This is a genomic window from Bowmanella pacifica (assembly GCF_014645355.1).
Taxonomy (GTDB): Bacteria; Pseudomonadota; Gammaproteobacteria; order Enterobacterales; family Alteromonadaceae; genus Bowmanella; species Bowmanella pacifica.
The window spans coordinates 42,147-59,707 of the sequence record NZ_BMLS01000007.1 but is presented as its reverse complement, the minus strand read 5'-3'; the positions used below and the strand labels follow the sequence as shown (position 1 = coordinate 59,707).

General features: G+C 49.9%; 15 protein-coding genes. 2 read left to right on the top strand and 13 right to left on the bottom strand.

Annotated features, from left to right (window positions below):
- Positions 1–190 precede the first annotated feature (190 nt).
- Positions 191–916, bottom strand: coding sequence for a UDP-2,3-diacylglucosamine diphosphatase (gene lpxH / locus IEX02_RS17280; protein ID WP_188698091.1), 726 nt, complete (start codon positions 914–916; stop codon positions 191–193).
- 7 nt (positions 917–923) lie between these two features.
- Positions 924–1,424, bottom strand: a complete 501-nt coding sequence (locus IEX02_RS17275; RefSeq protein WP_188698086.1) for a peptidylprolyl isomerase — start codon at positions 1,422–1,424, stop codon at positions 924–926.
- A gap of 250 nt (positions 1,425–1,674) precedes the next feature.
- Here IEX02_RS17275 and cysS point away from each other — a divergent pair, with 250 nt between their 5' ends.
- A complete protein-coding gene (gene cysS / locus IEX02_RS17270; RefSeq protein ID WP_188698083.1) occupies positions 1,675–3,057 on the top strand; it encodes a cysteine--tRNA ligase in 1,383 nt (460 codons plus the stop codon).
- 108 nt (positions 3,058–3,165) lie between these two features.
- Here cysS and IEX02_RS17265 read toward each other — a convergent pair whose 3' ends face one another.
- The 7 genes from IEX02_RS17265 to putP form a co-directional block, all read right to left on the bottom strand.
- The gene (locus tag IEX02_RS17265) at positions 3,166–4,893 is read right to left on the bottom strand and encodes an SLC13 family permease (RefSeq protein ID WP_188698080.1); all 1,728 of its coding nucleotides are present in this window, start codon (positions 4,891–4,893) and stop codon (positions 3,166–3,168) included.
- A 10-nt stretch (positions 4,894–4,903) separates the two neighbouring features.
- Positions 4,904–6,316: a sulfate adenylyltransferase subunit CysN gene (cysN, locus tag IEX02_RS17260; RefSeq protein ID WP_188698078.1), complete on the bottom strand. Its 1,413-nt coding sequence runs from the start codon at positions 6,314–6,316 to the stop codon at positions 4,904–4,906.
- A gap of 12 nt (positions 6,317–6,328) precedes the next feature.
- Positions 6,329–7,132, bottom strand: a complete 804-nt coding sequence (cysQ, locus tag IEX02_RS17255; protein ID WP_188698076.1) for a 3'(2'),5'-bisphosphate nucleotidase CysQ — start codon at positions 7,130–7,132, stop codon at positions 6,329–6,331.
- Entirely contained in the window at positions 7,129–7,728 is a 600-nt protein-coding gene (gene cysC / locus IEX02_RS17250; protein ID WP_188698074.1) for an adenylyl-sulfate kinase, read from the bottom strand. Before cysC ends, cysQ begins: the two co-directional genes overlap by 4 nt.
- A complete protein-coding gene (cysD, locus tag IEX02_RS17245; RefSeq protein WP_188698071.1) occupies positions 7,728–8,639 on the bottom strand; it encodes a sulfate adenylyltransferase subunit CysD in 912 nt (303 codons plus the stop codon). Before cysD ends, cysC begins: the two co-directional genes overlap by 1 nt.
- Before the next feature lie 194 nt (positions 8,640–8,833).
- A complete protein-coding gene (locus tag IEX02_RS17240) occupies positions 8,834–10,051 on the bottom strand; it encodes an EAL and HDOD domain-containing protein (RefSeq protein WP_188698068.1) in 1,218 nt (405 codons plus the stop codon).
- Positions 10,052–10,152: 101 nt separating this feature from the next.
- Positions 10,153–11,670, bottom strand: coding sequence for a sodium/proline symporter PutP (putP, locus tag IEX02_RS17235; protein WP_188698063.1), 1,518 nt, complete (start codon positions 11,668–11,670; stop codon positions 10,153–10,155).
- A 213-nt stretch (positions 11,671–11,883) separates the two neighbouring features.
- Between putP and IEX02_RS17230 the strand changes: the two genes are divergently transcribed.
- Positions 11,884–12,342: a GNAT family N-acetyltransferase gene (locus tag IEX02_RS17230; RefSeq protein WP_188698060.1), complete on the top strand. Its 459-nt coding sequence runs from the start codon at positions 11,884–11,886 to the stop codon at positions 12,340–12,342.
- Between the two features lie 36 nt (positions 12,343–12,378).
- On the opposite strand, the gene IEX02_RS17225 is transcribed toward IEX02_RS17230, so the two are convergent.
- From IEX02_RS17225 to IEX02_RS17210, 4 genes are all read right to left on the bottom strand, one after another.
- A complete protein-coding gene (locus tag IEX02_RS17225) occupies positions 12,379–14,259 on the bottom strand; it encodes a CocE/NonD family hydrolase (RefSeq protein WP_188698059.1) in 1,881 nt (626 codons plus the stop codon).
- Positions 14,260–14,426: 167 nt separating this feature from the next.
- On the bottom strand, positions 14,427–15,833 hold the full coding sequence (locus tag IEX02_RS17220) for an MATE family efflux transporter (protein WP_188698057.1): 1,407 nt from the start codon (positions 15,831–15,833) through the stop codon (positions 14,427–14,429).
- Positions 15,834–16,252: 419 nt separating this feature from the next.
- Positions 16,253–16,954, bottom strand: a complete 702-nt coding sequence (locus tag IEX02_RS17215; RefSeq protein ID WP_188698055.1) for a DUF3379 family protein — start codon at positions 16,952–16,954, stop codon at positions 16,253–16,255.
- Positions 16,947–17,504: a sigma-70 family RNA polymerase sigma factor gene (locus tag IEX02_RS17210; RefSeq protein ID WP_188698053.1), complete on the bottom strand. Its 558-nt coding sequence runs from the start codon at positions 17,502–17,504 to the stop codon at positions 16,947–16,949. Before IEX02_RS17210 ends, IEX02_RS17215 begins: the two co-directional genes overlap by 8 nt.
- Between the last annotated feature and the right edge of the window lie 57 nt (positions 17,505–17,561).

Sequence of the window (17,561 nt, the reverse complement as noted above, 5' to 3'; positions counted from 1 at the left end):
GCAAACCCTGCCAAAACAGCAAGGAAATCATGAGGTTGGTTCGAGAAATCTAAGAGAAAGTAGCAAGTCAGTTTGACACTGCACTTGCAGTTTTATGAAGTTTAGGTGATGGATTTGTGGCATTTTTGCCGATGGGGTGTGACGGCTTTATTGATGTATTTGGGAAGGTAAACGCGATAACAATACGCCGCTAGAGCGGCGCATCAGTTAAAGAGAAGCCGGCGTTGTCAGCGGTCAGACAACTGCTTTGGCTGTACCAATCACCTAACACTATGCGTGTGGCATTCTGGCCATCCAGCATAAACTGGTGGGTGGCAGGTCTGTGAGTATGGCCGTGAATGAGGGTGAATACGCCTGCCTCACGCATCACACGTTCCACCTCGCTGGGCGTAACATCCATAATGTATTCGGGTTTGTTGGCATTGTGCTGTTTGCTTCTAGCCCTGGCATTTCGCGCCACCCGGCGGCGATACCACAACGGCATGCTCAGCATCAGGCGAGGCCACCACCAACCCCGGGATTTCTTGCGAAAGGCCATAAACACCTCATCGCGGGTACACAAGCTGTCGCCGTGCATAATCAGCACTTTCTCACCGTTAAGCTCAATGACTTGCTGTTCGGGCAAGAGGGTGATGCCGGTTTCCCTGGCAAAGCGGCGGCCAATCAGAAAATCCCGGTTACCGTGGATAAAAAATACCGGTACACCGCTATCAACCAGTTGCCTGAATGTTTGTTTAACCTCTTGGTTAAACGGGCTTTGGTCATCATCGCCAATCCAGGCTTCAAACAGATCACCCAAGACATAGAGTGCCTGCGCCTTGGTGGCTTGCTGGCGCATAAAACGCATAAAGGCCTGAGTAATATCAGGCCTGTCTTCGCTAAGATGCAAGTCGGCTATAAATAGCGTTGGCTGCATCAATGGCTTATTCACTCACCTCAACGGATTGAACAACCACATCTTCATTGGGTACATCATCGTGATAGCCGTGGCGACCAGTATCCACTTTACGAATTTTATCCACTACGTCCATGCCGTTAGACACTTCAGCAAACACGCAATAACCCCAACCTTGCATATCTTCGCTACGGAAGTTTAAGAAACTGTTGTCCGCTACGTTGATAAAGAACTGACAGGTAGCTGAGTGGGGATCATTCGTGCGCGCCATCGCAACGGTACCACGGTTGTTAGCTACACCGTTGTTGGCTTCATTTTGAATAGGATCCTTGGTGGATTTTTGCTGCATGCCAGGTTCCATGCCGCCGCCTTGGATCATAAAGCCGTCAATAACACGGTGGAAAATGGTGTTGTCGTAGAAACCTTCTTTGGCATAGGACAGGAAGTTCTCAACTGTCTTAGGTGCTTTGTCAGACAACATGGTCAGTTCGATAGCACCAAAGTTGGTGTTCAGGGTAACTTTACTCATAGTGGCTTTATCTCGTTAGCTTAATATTGGCGCTAAGTTTACCTAAAAGCACAGCCCAGGAGAACTGACAAATCCCATTGCCGGATAAAGGATGCGGCTTATTGCTATCTCTGGCGATGTTCACAGGCTGACGATAATAAGGTATCTAGCGGGGCCAAATTCACCCGTGAATCCTGCCTTTGTGGCGGGATTTTTGTTTATCAATCGGGTACACTCCGCCCTGAATCTTCACTTATACAGGAACCAGTAGATGCTGCACATTTTCAATACCCTAACCCGCCAAAAAGAGCTGTTTACACCTCTCAAACAAGGTGAAGTTGGGTTATATGTGTGTGGTATCACTGTCTATGACCTCTGTCATATGGGCCATGCCCGTACCTACCTAAGCTTTGATACCATGGTGCGCTATCTGCGCCATCTGGGTTACAAGGTCAATTATGTGCGCAATATTACCGATGTGGACGATAAGATTATCCGCCGCGCGGCCGAGAACGGGGAAACCCCGGCACAGCTGACCGAACGCACTATTGCTATGATGCACGAGGATTTTGCCGCGATTGATTTACTGCCGGCAGACGTAGAACCTCGCGTGACGACCCATATGGACGAGATTATTGCCATCACCCAGACGCTGGTGGAAAAAGGTCATGCCTATGTGGCGCCAAGCGGTGATGTACTGTTTGATGTCAGTACCTTTAAGGAATATGGCAAACTCAGTCGTCAGGATCTGGAACAGCTTCAGGCTGGCGCCAGGGTTGAAGTCAACGAAGACAAAGACGACCCACTGGACTTTGTGTTGTGGAAGTCAGCCAAGCCGGGTGAGGTGAGCTGGCAGAGTCCCTGGGGCGCTGGCCGTCCAGGCTGGCATATTGAATGCTCGGCCATGAGCGAAAAACACCTGGGCAGCCACTTTGATATTCATGGTGGCGGTTCGGATCTGATTTTCCCTCACCATGAAAACGAAATTGCACAGTCCTGCTGTGCCTCCAGCCAGCCATTTGCCAACTATTGGGTTCACTCCGGCATGGTGCAGGTGAATCAGGAGAAAATGAGTAAGTCTCTGGGCAATTTCTTTACCCTGCGCGATGTTCTTAAAGAATATGATGCCCAAACCCTGCGTTATTTCCTGTTAAGTGCCCATTACCGCAGTCAGCTTAATTACTCAGAGGACAATATTAAGCAAGCCAGGGCGGCCTTGGAGCGTTTGTATACGGCGCTTAGAGATGTTGAGGCAGACCAAAGTGTTGATATTGCCTATGGCGGTTATATGGCGCGCTTTAACGCGGCTATGGACGATGACTTTAATACCCCGGAGGCGTTCTCCGTGCTGTTTGAGTTAGCCCGTGATATCAACAAACATAAAGGCGAGCCTGTGGAAGCTGCAAAACTGGCCGGTGTGCTGCTGAAGCTGGCTGGCGTATTAGGTTTGCTGCAGGGCGATGCCAATGCTTTCCTGCAATCCGGCATGGAAGAAGGTGTTGATGTGGCTGAGATTGAGCGTTTGATCCAGGCTCGCACCGACGCCAGAGCGGCCAAAGACTGGGCGGCGGCGGATGTGGCACGTAATGCTTTGACCGACATGGGCGTAGTGCTCGAAGATGGCCCGCAAGGTACCACTTGGCGTAAGGCTTAATCACCAATGCTTATGTAGAAGGCCCGCTTTATGCGGGCCTTCTATTTATGTAACAGGAGCCATCTAAGGACTAAACGACCTGAAGTGTTTAGATGCCGCTGTCAGCCATCAGAGCCCAAAACTGAATTTGAGCATGATTAATACGATGCTCGAATAGAGTATCGAGATGGGCAAACCAAATTTGGCAAAGTGGCTGAATTTATAATTAGCGGCACTAAATACTAACAAGTTGGTTTGATAGCCCCAGGGCGAGATAAAGCTGGCACTGGCGGCAAAGGCGACCGCCAGGGCAAAAGGCAATACCGGTGCATCCAACAGTTGCACCAGGCCCCAGGCAAATGGAAACATCAGTGCCGCCGCGGCATTATTCGTAACCAGCTCGGTCAGGAGCAGGGTGAGCAGATAGATCACCACCAGCGCCACAAAGGGGCTACTGCCCTGCAGATAGGGCAGTAACCATTGGTTTAGGCTGTCAATGACGCCAGATTGTTGTAAGGCGGTAGCCATGGCCAGTGACCCAACAATCACCATCATCAGATTCAGCGGTATATTACGTTTAATCTCATTGCCTGAACTTATCCCAGAGAAAACCAGCAGCGCCAGGAAGAACACTAGCCCCACCGCCAGTGGCAGGACCGAGGTGGCACTGAGCAAGACGGTTAGCAGGAAGCCGCCTAATGTGAGCTTTTCCTGCAGCGGCGTGAGCTTACGGGCCAGCGTATGTTCGGTAAGGATAAAGAAGTTTTTGGACAGGTTATTACGACTGGCGAAATCTGGTCCTGTGGCCAGCAGCAGGTTATCACCGGCTTGTAATTTAATTTCCCCTAACTTGCCCGACAGGTTTTCACCGTCACGACGTATGGCCACCACGGCCGCATCAAACATGGCGCGAAAACCAATTTGTTTAAGGGTTTTATCGATCAGCTGGGCACGGTTGGAGATCACCACTTCGGTGAGGTTTTCGCGCAGCAAACCGTTAGACTCAGCAAACAAGTTTAAGCCATCAATATGACTAAGGCTGTCTACCCGTTTTACATTACCTGAGAAGATCAACTTATCGTTAGCTTCAATCAGCATTTCCGGTGTAACCGGGCTTATCAGATGGCCGCTTCTGACGATTTCCACCAAAAACAGCTCGGGTAGGTTACGCAGGTGGTTTTCTTCAACGGTTTTCCCTACCAATGAGGAGCTGGCATCTACCTTGGCTTCGATAAAGTACTGTTTGTAATCGGCTTCTGTTACTGCAATGGCCGGCAGTAAGGGCGATATAAAAAACATCAATAAACCACAGGCAAGCCCGGCCGTCAGGCCATATAAGGTGAAGTCCAAAAAGGCAAAACCGCTGTGGCCTTGCTCAATCAGAAAACTGTCCACTATCAGGTTGGTGGAGGTGCCAATTAAGGTCACCGTACCGCCTAAAATAGCGGCGTAGGACAGGGGAATTAACAAACGCGACGGTGGATGAAACTGGTTTTGTTTTACCGGGCCAATCAGGCTGGCGACAATGGCCGTGTTGTTCAGCAAGGCTGATGACGCAAAGGTAACGCCAAATAGCCGCCAGTAGCTTTGCGCATAGCGGCTGGTGACCAGTTTTCTCCCCAGCCGTTTAATCAACGAGGTTTTGTCGATGGCATTACTGACCAAAAGCAGCAGCACTAAGGTCAGTAGCCCCTGGTTAGTCAGGCCATGGCTGACCTGCGCCAGGCTAAGCTGGCCGGTTGCCAGCAAGACCAGCACCGCCATGGCGAAGATGGCCGACGGGCGTTTGTCGGTCAGGGCCAAAGCGGCGATGGTGGCAAAAAATGTTCCGCCAACCAGTAGCTGGTTTATGTCCATCTTTGTCTACTCAGAGTTTGCTGATGTCCAGCGCCTGCCAGTGGGGGAAGTGTTTGCGTACCAGGGCATTGAACTCCAGTTCAAATTCCGAGTATGTGTTCGACTCCTGAGCTTTACCCTGCAAGGCCTCGATAATCATACCAGCCCCCACTGTACCATTGGTCAGGCGGTCGATAATGATAAAGGCCCCGGTTTTACGGTTTTGCTGATAGGGGTCGCACGCAACCGGTTGAGTCAGCTTAATCTCACCGACGGCAATTTCATTCAGATGCAAATGCACCGCATCTTTGTGGGCCATGCTGTTTACATCAATCTGATAATCCAGCTCTTTAACCGAGCCACTGACAGATTTAGTCGCAAACTTAAACTCGTATTGCTTGTTGGGCATCAACGGCTCTTCCGCCATCCATACCAAATGAGTACGAAATGCCGTGGATTGCAGTGGCAGATTGTCGGACTTGACGATCATATCGCCACGAGAGATGTCGATTTCGTCTTCCAGTGTCAGAGTCACGGCCAACGGGGCATAGGCCTCGGCTAAGTTACCTTCAAAGGTCACTATGTCTTTAACCCTGGAGGTTTTGCCCGAGGGCAGGGCAGTGATCTCATCACCGGGTTTGATCTGGCCTGATACCACTGTGCCGGCAAAACCGCGGAAATTCAGATCCGGACGGTTAACGTATTGCACGGGGAAACGGAAATCGGTCTGGTTAACATCCTTGGCAATCTCAATGTTTTCCAGCAATTGCATCAGGGTTTGGCCCTGATACCAGGGCATTTTGTCCGAGCGGTTGACCACGTTGTCGCCTTTTAAAGCGGACATAGGCACAAAGTGAATATCCGGAATGGCTAACTGTTTGGCCAGTTGCAGATAGTCTTCACGAATCTTGTTGAACACATCCTGGTCAAAGTCCATCAGATCCATTTTGTTGATGGCCACCACCACATGCTTGATGCCAAGCAATGACACCAAAAAGGAGTGACGACGGGTCTGGGTTTTAACCCCACCACGGGCATCGATAAGGATAATCGCCAGGTCACAAGTAGACGCGCCGGTTACCATGTTACGGGTGTATTGTTCATGCCCGGGGGTATCGGCAATGATGAACTTACGCTTATCGGTGGAGAAATACCGGTACGCCACATCAATAGTAATGCCTTGCTCACGCTCGGATTGCAGACCATCAACCAATAAGGCCAGGTCCACTTCGTCACCTGTGGTGCCGACTTTTTTGCTGTCTTTGCTGATGGCGGCCAGTTGATCTTCATAGATCATTTTGGAGTCATGCAGTAAACGACCAATCAGGGTGCTTTTACCGTCATCCACACTGCCACAGGTTAAAAAACGTAATAGGTCCTTACGCTCGTGTTGTTCCAGATACTGAAGAATATCCTGCTGAAGAAGTTCGTTTTGATTGTTCATGGCTGACTGTACTCATTGACCAGACGCGTGTGCGCTGACCAGAAAAAACGGGTTTAACAAGGATTCTTTTTGGTTGTAGACCAGCGGCTGAGTTGCCTCATCAATGCGCTGGCCTGCGGCCAATTCGGTAACATTGCCACCGGCGGCCAGCACCACAGCATGGGCCGCGGCGGTATCCCACTCGCTGGTAGGCCCAAGCCTTGGATATAAATGGGCAAGGCCCTCTGCGACCAGACACAGCTTAAGTGAACTGCCCATGGCCACCAGCTCTTTATCGCCTTCCAGTTTTGCCAGAAAGGCTTCAATCTCAGGGCTTTGGTGCGAGCGACTGCCAACAATTTTCCATATGTCACCTGGCTGGTGCAAAGCCGGCTTGAGTGCTGTACGCTGTCCTTGGTTCTCTTTATAGGCCCGCTCGCCGACGACACCCACATATAAGCTATCTAGCACCGGCGCGAATACCACGCCCAGCACCGGATGGCCGTTTTCAATCAGCGCGATATTGACGGTGAATTCGCCATTTTTTTTGATAAATTCCTTGGTGCCATCCAGCGGATCAACCAGCCAGTAGCGTTTCCAACTGCGGCGTTCATCCCAGCTAATAGCGGCTGACTCTTCCGACAAAATGGGTAAATCACTTATCTCTTGAAGACCCGCCACTATGATGTGGTGAGCAGCGAGATCGGCTTCGGTCAACGGACTTTTATCTGCTTTATCGTAGATAGCAAAATCCTGCTGGTAGATAGTTAGGATGGCGTTACCGGCAGCGCGGGCAATGCGACTGACCTGTTCAGTAAGCGCTAAGGTGTCACTCATGCCAGGTATCCTTTCGCCTTAAGGGCGGCAATCAGTTGTTCAGCGGATTGCTCGGCAGTCTGCCCGTCCTGATATTCCAGATGGATCTCAGGGGCCTGCGGCGCCTCGTAGGCAGAGTCTATACCGGTAAAATCTTTAATATCACCGGCTCTGGCTTTCTGATACAGGCCTTTAGGATCGCGCTGTTCACAGACACTAAGCGGCGTGTCGATATAGACTTCAACAAATTCCTGCTCATCTAATAAATGACGGCAAAAGTCGCGGTCGGCACGAAAAGGGGAAATAAAGGCGGTGATAACAATCAGCCCGGCATCCACAAACAACTTCGCTACTTCGCTGATACGACGAATATTTTCCACCCGATCTTTGTCGGAAAAGCCCAAGTCACCACAGAGGCCGTGACGGATATTATCGCCATCCAGCAGGTAAGTGTGCTTTCCCGCTGCGCCCAGTTTTTGCTCAAGCAGATTGGCAATGGTGGATTTGCCAGAGCCAGACAGACCGGTTAACCAGATCACCAGCGGCTTTTGCTGTTTTTGCTCGCTACGCTCGGCTTTACCCACCTTATGTTGGTGCCAGACAATATTGCTTGCCATCAGAAGTAACCCTCCATCTTTTTCTTTTCCATGGAGCCAGCACTGTCATGGTCAATGACCCGACCCTGACGTTCAGAGGTTTTGGTTAACAGCATTTCCTGAATCACATCCGGCAGGCTGGCAGCTTGCGAGCGCACTGCGCCTGTTAGGGGGTAGCAGCCCAATGTACGAAAACGCACCCATTCCTGCTGCGGGACTTCGCCTTCTTTAAGGGGCATACGCTCATCGTCCACCATGATCAGCACGCCATCGCGCTCTACCACAGGGCGCTGCTTGGCCAGATAGAGTTCGGGGATTTGAATGTTTTCCAGATAGATATATTGCCAGATATCCAATTCGGTCCAGTTGGACAGCGGGAATACCCGGATGCTTTCACCCTTATTGACCTTGGAGTTATAGATGTTCCACAGCTCGGGGCGCTGGTTTTTTGGATCCCAGCGGTGATTCTGGTCACGGAAAGAGTAAACCCGTTCCTTGGCGCGTGATTTTTCCTCATCGCGACGAGCACCGCCAAAAGCGGCATCAAACTGGTACTTGTCCAGGGCCTTTTTCAGCGCCTGGGTTTTCATAATGTCGGTATGTTTGGCGCTGCCATGTACAAAGGGACTGATATTCATATCCAGCCCTTCCTGATTCTTATACACGATAAGATCCAGTTTGTGCTCGGCAGCCATACGATCGCGAAACTCAATCATTTCACGAAACTTCCAGGTGGTATCCACATGCAATAAAGGAAAGGGAATACGACCGGGGGCAAAGGCCTTACGGGCCAGGTGTAACAGCACGGAGGAATCTTTACCTATGCTGTATAGCATCACCGGGTTTTCAAACTCGGCGGCAACTTCACGGAAAATATGGATGCTCTCGGCTTCCAGCTGCTTTAAATGGGTAATGTTGGGAATGGCGACCATGTCGTGTCCAGTATAATTTGGCAAAGATAAGTATCTGCTTAGAACATTATCATAAAGAAATGCCAGCAGCCTATGCGAGATAGCTATAAGTAATGCTGATTGAGCAGAGCTAATTACGCAGATATCAGGTTAATAATACAAATTAGAGGTGGTATGTTCGTTAAGTCTGACTTAGCTGTCAAATTTGCTTGGTATTATCCCATATTCTCTCTGACGGTTGCCCAGCGTACCGAATCCACATATAGGCGGGTGACCTTATCTATGCCCATATCCAATTGCTTGCCCAGGCTTTGGGCGCGTCCCCAGTCTGCAGCTTCAAAAGCTTTGGCCATTTCCAGATATTCTGCCAGTCTGCCTTCACCCGCTATCAATGCCGCTTTGATTGATAGGCTAAGGGGGAGTTTTTCCAGTAACTCAGGCAAGGATGCATCCAGCAGACCGTCTAATAACGACAGCATGCCGGTTAAAAATGCACCGGCCTCACTGCTGTTTTGGCCGGGTTGGGCGGACAGATGTTCACAAAATCTGGCACGTACCAGAGACATCACGGTCAGGGCCGCTGGTTTACGATCTGAGAATTGGGCAGTAAAGAGCAGCGAGACAAAGCGTCTTAATTCCTGCAATCCCAGGGTAATAATGGCCTGTTTGATATTAACGATATCGTTTCGCCGTTTGAACAGCGGCGATTGGGCGTAGCGCAGCAGTTTAAATGACAGATTGACGTCGGTTTCAAACACCTTACTGATGGCTTCCATATCGGGTTCATCGCTGGAAAGCTCTGTCATTAACCGTGCAATAGTGAGCTGCGAAGGATCCAATGTGCGGCTACGCATGACTTCAGGTTTGCTGAAAAAATAGCCCTGAAAGTAGCTAAAGCCCATTTCGATAGCCTGGTGAAACTCTTCGTGGGTTTCAACTTTTTCGGCCAAGAGTTTAATGTTCGGGAAGGCGGCGGCAGCCTTTCTTATCTGGTCAATTTGCACCACTGTGCTGTCGCGCAAGTCAACTTTGATAATATCGACGTAAGGGAAAAAGTGCAGCCAGACATTTTTATGCACGTAATCATCCAGCGCTATTTTATACCCTTTTGCTTTGAACTCTTTGCAGGCTTCCAACAGTTGGCGGGTTGGGGGGACGGACTCGAGAATTTCCACCACCAACTGCTCTTTTGGCAGCATCAAGGGGTAACGCTGCAACAGGGTTTCCTGGGTGAAGTTGATAAAGGCTAATTTATTCTCGGTAAGGGTATCCAAACCCAGGTTAAATTGCAGACCTTCGATGATCTTCGATGTGGCAATATCTTCGCCGATATCTGGAAACACATTTTTCAGACTTTCCCTGAACAACAACTCATAAGCAATCAGCTTTTTTTCTTTATCCAGAATGGGTTGCCGTGCCGCAAAAAACGCCATGTTAGCTTTACTGTCCTGTTAAACCTATCTGCATTAAGTTACCACATAAGATGTTAATTGTGAGTAATAAAAAATTAACCCGGCAGTCGCCGGGTCAATTGTCAGGCTTGTTCCGCCTGGAGTTTATTTTCCATCCTGGTAAAGGTGTCCTGCATGGCCTGGCTGGGGGGGCGAGTAAAGAGGCTGACTAGCACCACGGCAACCGTGCAAAGAATAAAGCCCGGTACGATTTCATACATCCAGCTACTTAGTGACTGACCGTCTATCGTGACCGGCGAGTATATCCAGAACAACACGGTACCGGCACCTACCAGCATGCCGGCAAGGGCGCCCGCCCGAGTCATGCGTTTCCAGAACAAACTGATGATAATCACAGGTCCGAAGGCAGCGCCAAAACCTGCCCAGGCGTTACTGACCAGATTCAAAATGGTATTTTGCGGATCCCAGGCCAGGGCAATGGCTACAATGGAAACCACTAATACCGAAATGCGACCAACCAGTACCAGCTCACTCTGGCTGGCATCCTTACGCAAGAAGGCTTGGTAGAAGTCGCCGGTAAGGGAGCTGGATGTCACCAACAATTGCGAGGAGATGGTGCTCATGATGGCAGCCAAAATGGCCGCTAGCAGGAAACCGCCGATTAATGGATGAAACAGAAATTGTGAAAACACCACAAAAATGGTTTCCGGATCGTCCAGTGTCATCTTGGTTTGGGCCACATAAGCCACGCCGACAAACCCGGTGGCCAGTGCGCCAATAATGGATACTATCATCCAGCTCATACCAATGCGCCGTGCGGTGGGAATGGCTTTCACCGAGCTAATAGCCATAAAGCGCACAATAATATGTGGCTGACCAAAGTAACCCAATCCCCAGGCTAATAGTGAAATCACCCCCAAGGCACTTAATGCTTCGCCGGTTTTGGCATTAGTAAAGAGATCCAGCATGGCACTGTTAATCTGGCTTACATCGGTACTGACTTGTTCAATGCCGCCTAAATGGGTGAAGGCCACCACAGGTACTAACACCAGTGACAGAAACATAATGCAGCCTTGCACGAAGTCGGTCATGCTGACCGCCAGAAAACCACCAAACAGGGTGTAGGCTGCGACTACTCCGGCGGTAACAAACAATCCGGTGCTGTAATCCATGCCAAAGGAACTATCGAATAATTTACCGCCTGCCACCAGGCTGGCCGAGGTATAGAGGGTAAAAAATACAATGATCACTAATGACGACAGGATACGGAGAACCTTAGATTTGTCTTCAAAACGATTGGCAAAATAATCGGGAATGGTAATGGAGTCATTGGCTACTTCGGTGTAAACCCGCAAGCGAGGTGCCAGAATCAGATAATTTAAAAAGGCGCCAATCACTAAGCCTACGGCAATCCAAATTTGCGAAATACCCGCCACATACATGGCGCCAGGCAAACCCATCAGCATCCAACCGCTCATATCTGAAGCGCCTGCCGACAGGGCGGTAATGCCTGGCCCTAAGCGCCTGCCTCCCAACATATAACCTGATACGTCGTCGGTTGATGTGCGAAAGGCGTAAAGGCCAATGCCAAGCATGGCAATAAAATAAAGGGCGAGTGATATTAAGGTGCCGGTTTCCACTAAGGTCTCCTGTGTTGTTTTTCTCACTGCAAGCAAACGAATTGCTGATAGCAATTCCAGTCGCCGGTTCTAAACCAGCTATCCGCTAAACCTCCTTTTTAATGGAGGAGCGAGCAAAAAATAGTCCGACTAAAGCCGGACGAGAAAATGAGATAATTCAGTTAATTGCATTATCATGCTAACAAGTCGTTAATCTTTTCTCCAGAGGAGCGTATGAAAGTTGAATGGCGCTGGTGTAAATTCCAGCAATTACAGTTGTTGGAGTTACAAGCGGTGTTTGCCCTGCGCCAACAGGTTTTTATTGTTGAGCAGCAGAGTATTTATACCGACATTGATGGCCTTGATGCGGAGAGTTGGCATTTGCTCGGTGAAAGTGAAAACGGAGAATTACTGGCTTATGCGCGGCTAAGAGGGGATAAAAAGCAGGGGTGCTACAAGTTTGAGCGTATTGTGCTAGCTCCTCCAGCCAGAGGCTGTGGGGCCGGGGCCACGCTGATGCAACAGTTGCTGGATAAGGCCGCTGAGCTTGCCGAATTTCCGCAGCTTAAGCTCAGTGCGCAAAGCCATTTACAGAGTTTCTATTCTAAGTGGCAATTTGTTGGCGAAGGTGCCGAGTACGATGATGGCGGTATACTGCATAGGGACATGCAAAGGCCATTGTTCTCTTCTTAAACGAAGAAAAACGCCACCCTAAGGTGGCGTTTGGTTTTAGTTCAGCAGTTTAAAACGAATTGAGCTTGGGTACTCTTTGCTGTGATAGAGCTTGTGCTCGGCTTTAACAAAGTCGGATTCTGTGGCCTCAAAGATATTCTCCACGTATTTTTGCGGGTTCATATCAATAAAGGGGAACATGCTGCTTTGCACCTGAATTTGCAGCTTATGACCACGTTTAATGGTGTGTAAAACATCTTCCAGTTTGAACGCGACCTGAGTGGGTTTGCCGGCTTCAAACGGCTTTGGCTCGCTCATGCTGTCGCGAAAACGGCCGCGTATCACGCCCCAGCGTACCAGTTCATGGCGATTACCTGTGGCGCTGTCGACCTTATCATCATCCGCCAATTTAGCGGGAAATACATCAACCAGTTTCACCACAAAATCAGCATCGCCCTGGGAGGTGGATACCCATAAGTTCAGGTCAATGGGGCCGGCCAGGGTCATATCCTGCTCGGCGATCTCGGTTTCAAACACCAGTACATCGGTACGCCGCGCAGCAAAACGCTGGTCTTCTGTCATATAGGGACGATCCCAGCCGCGACTAATTTTGGCTGAATGAGGGACGGGCTTCTTCGGGTCACTGATGTAATCCGCATAGCCGCCTTGGGCTTCTGGTTGGGTCAGCAAACGCTGGTTGGCGCCAAAGTACAAGGTGGTGTCTTGGCCTTCTTTGGGGGGCCACTGAGCAAACTCACGCCAGCGGTTTGCGCCGGTTTCAAACATGGTGGCGCGGGCTAAGCCTGCTGATTTTCCATCTTTAAGATGCTGTTTGAAAAACGGCAGCAATACCTGCTGCTGAAACCACAAGCTGGTATCAAAGCCAAACTGGGCTTCACCCATGCTGTCGCCCTTGCCGCGGTTCCATTGGCCATGAAACCAGGGGCCCATAATCAGTTTCACATTGTCCTTGGCGTTGCCCTTTGACATGGTTTGATAAGTGGCCAGAGGACCATAAAGGTCTTCGGTGTCATACCAGCCGCCAACCACTAAAGTGGCAGGTTTGACCTTATTTAAATGTTGCAGCACATCACGGGCCTGCCAGTATTCATCGTAGTTCGGGTGCTGAATGACTTCATTCCAGAACGGCCGCTCACCTTTGAAATAGTCTTTGTTTACATTACTCAATGGGCCGAGCTTTAAGAAGAAATCATAACCATCTGGGGTTTGTTCTTTCATTTTTTCGGGCCAGGCGTAGTGCAGGCCGTCACGGGGTTTATCAAAGCTGTCGAAGAACAAAAACGCCATGGGCGTGACAAAGGCACCATTGCGATGAAAATCATCAAAGAACCAGTCTGCAATTGGCGCCTGAGGGGAAATGGCTTTCAATGCCTTGTGGCTGTTTATCGCGCTTACTGACGTATAGTAGCCGGGGTAGGATACGCCCCACATACCGACATTGCCGTTGTTGTTTGGCACATTCTTCACCAGCCAGTCTACGGTATCGTAGGTGTCGGTGGCATCGTCGGTGGCTTTACTGCCGCGCTTATAGGCATCTTGCGGGCGCATGTTAACGTAGTCGCCCTCGGACATAAATTTGCCGCGCACATCCTGAAAAACGAAGATAAAGCCTTCTTTTTCAAAAATTTCACTGGGGCCCAGGGCCTTTTTGTAATTGCTGGCACCATAAGGTGCGACCCGATACGGGGTGCGCTGCATCAAAATGGGGTACTTTTGTGATTTGTCGTAAGGCACATAGACGGAAGTAAACAATTTCGTGCCGTCGCGCATGGGGATCTGATATTCATATTTGGCATAGTGTGAGCGAATATAATCCGCCCGTGCTTGTTCGGCCTTTTTGTCATCGGCATAGACGCTACTGCTAATACTCGTCCATACCACCAGGCCAACCAGCCATAGGAGTGAGATTTTTTTCATTTTTTTGTTCCATTGGATTGGGAAGAATGTTGCCTTTTTGACCATACACCTGCGCGTCGCTAAATCGTACCATCGAGGCGAACCGTTAGGGTTAATGGGGGATATTTGGCGACCAATGACGTTTGTCTGTTGTCATAAAAAAGCCCTGAATATCAGGGCTTTCTGGTTTATACCGTCTGAGTTTTCCATTGTCCGCGGCGGAAATACCAGATGCCGACAACGGCCAGTAAGGACTCCGCAATAGTGATAGCCATAAAGACACCGTTGGTGCCAAGACCAGCGTATTTTGCCAGGCCATAGGCCAGGGGAATTTGCAGCATCCAATAACACAGGAAGTTAATCCGGGTTGGGGTCATGGTATCTCCTGCGCCATTGAAAGCCTGTACCACTATCATACCTATACCGTAAAAGCCGTAACCGTAAGCCACAAAGCGTAAACAGTTAACCCCGTCGCTGATCACGGCCGGATCGCTGGTAAACAGCCCGATAATAAACTCGGCAAACAGGATAAAGATCACTGCCACGCTTAGCATAAAGTACAGGTTGTACCGGGCGATACGCCAAACTGACTGCTCGGCACGATCAGGTTTTCCCGCTCCCAGATTTTGTCCTACCAGAGTGGCCACTGCGTTACTTAACCCCCAGGCAGGCAGGATAGTAAAGATCACCACCCGAATGGCAATGGTGTAGCCCGCCACCGCAGCACTGCCATAGGTGGAGACGATACGCACCAAGGCAATCCAACTGGCGGTAGCAATCAAGAATTGCAGGATGCCTCCGACACTGACCTTTACCAGCCCTAACATGACATCAAGCTGGGGTTTGAGCTCAGCCAGTCCCACTTTAATACGGCTGGCATGGCCGCGTAGGTGGTAAAGCTGATACAGCACGCCAACGCCCCGGCCTATGGTGGTCGCGACCGCCGCACCTGTTACGCCCATTTCCGGGAAGGGGCCGATACCGTAGATTAGCAAAGGGTCCAGAACGATATTCAAGCCGTTTGCCAGCCACAGGGAACGCATGGCCACGGATGCGTCACCGGCACCACGGAAAATGGCGTTAATTAAAAATAAATACAGTATGGTTATCGAGCCACATAACATCACTAGTGTGTAGTCTGCCCCCACTGCCAGTACCTTTTCGTCAGCGCCCATTAATCTCAGGATATCCTGGGAATAGACCAGGCCGATAAAGGCTACCAGCATAGAGACCAGCATACCCACCCACAGAGCTTGGCCTGCGACCTGATTGGCTTTGTGTGGATTACCTTCGCCGATGCGCCTTGCGACCAGGGCGGTGATTCCCATACTTAGGCCAATGGCCACGGCATACAGAAGTGTTAGTACTGCCTCGGTCAGTCCAACGGCGGCGACCGCTTCAAACCCCAGAGAAGCAACAAAGAAAATGTCGACAATAGCGAAAATGGATTCCATCGCCATTTCCAACACCATAGGTACGGCCAGTAAGAACGCCGCGATACCAATAGAGCCCTTGGTAAAATCATGCTGTACATCGCCACGCAGGGCTTGTTTAAACAGCTGATAGAGTGATGGACGTTGAGTGTGTTCCGTCATAACTGTTCCAAATAATAAAAAGCGAGAAGCGCCGGGCCGGCCAGGATCTTGTGAGTGCACAAGTACCAAGGTCGACAGGCGGATCAATGCCTGAGCAAGAAAAAGGTTGGGCAAAAAGCCCGGATTTAGTTAAGGATTGCTAAGTAATTTAGCGGGGCTCCCGCGCAAATTTGTTATCGAATAAATCGGCAAATTCGAGCAATGGAACAAATCACCGGGAGCCTGGACGCAATATCAGCAACGCAGAGGATCATCTGCTTAGAGGACGCTGACTTGTTCATTGGCCTTCTCCGGTGCGGGGGTTAAGGGGGTACTTTGCCAACAGCATAAAAATCTGTCAACTGCCAAACTTAAATTATTTGTTAACGGGTCTTCAAAGCGAGTAAGAAGGGGCCGCAAGGGCCCCACTTAATACCTTGTCAGGCCGAAAAGCGAAGTTTGGCTTTCAGGCTTTCTTCCAGTGACGACAATTTTTGCTGCTTATTGCCGACCAGAATCAAACTGGCCCGCTGCATATTGAGCGTCTTGCCCTGGTATTCATGGTTGCTGAAGCGTTCAGACAGCTTCTGCTTTTCATTGTGTGGCACAATAAAAACCGTGATTTTACCCTCAGGACTGTCCAGCACCATATGCAGGCTCTTGGTGTTTTTGAAGTCGCAAAAATTGGCGTAATAGACTTTACCTATATCGGCCACAAACTCGCCACCAAAGCTGGCCAGTTTGGCATTGACCTGAGCAAGGCTGAGGTTCTCATCTACCTCCAGGGCCTTATGTTCATGGTAAATATGCGCCAATGCATTTTCTGCCACATCCACCTGGCCGGGTTGCCAGAAGGTAAAGGTTAACCCCACCATCAACAGCAATGAGGCGGCAAGCCCCATATACCAGTGTCGTTGCTGTTTTTGCTGACGATAAGCTTGCATGGATTGGCGCAGCAACAAACGCTGAGCTAGCCCATCAGGTACGGCCACTTGGGCCGCTTTTTGCACTTTTTCATCCAACCATTTGGCTTCCTGCCAAGCCTGGGCTTTGGCGGGATCCTGTGCAGCCGCCTGTTTGAGCCTTTCGTCATGTTGATGAGGATCGGCATAAATGGCGCGGCGAAATTCTAAATCATCCATTTTTACGTCCTCGGCGTGCAGATGCCTGTTCAAGGGCATCTTTGATTTGGTTTCTGGCTCTGAACAAGCGGGTCATCACGGTGTTCTTGTTAAGGGCCAGTTGCTCGGCTATTTCCTCTCCGCTGTAGCCAAATATCACCTGTAACATCAAAGGTTCACGATATTCTTCCGCCAATGATGCGATAAGTTGATGAATTTCCCGTTGTTGTAGCTGGGCATCCTGATCCGGGCCGTCATCCGCCAGGCTATAGTCATCCATATCAACCAAATCAAATTGTTTACGCTCGAAACGACGGGCGTTTTCACGGCGAAGAATAGTGATCAACCAGGACTTGGCGGCCTTTTCATCCAATAAGGAATCCAATGACTTCCAGGCGCGCAGAAAGGTTTCCTGCACTATGTCCTCGGCGACGGCTTTATTTCCCACCAACCAGTATGCATATCTGTATATATCGCCATGAAGGGCCTGCACTAGCGCTTCATAACGTTGCTGTTTTGTTGCCATGTCTGCATTGACCGAGGCAGGCGGACTTTGCTTTCGAAAAAACATTGCTAAGAAGATTCCTTTGCAATCAAGGCAAATAATAAGTGTATAAGAGCGGCAAAA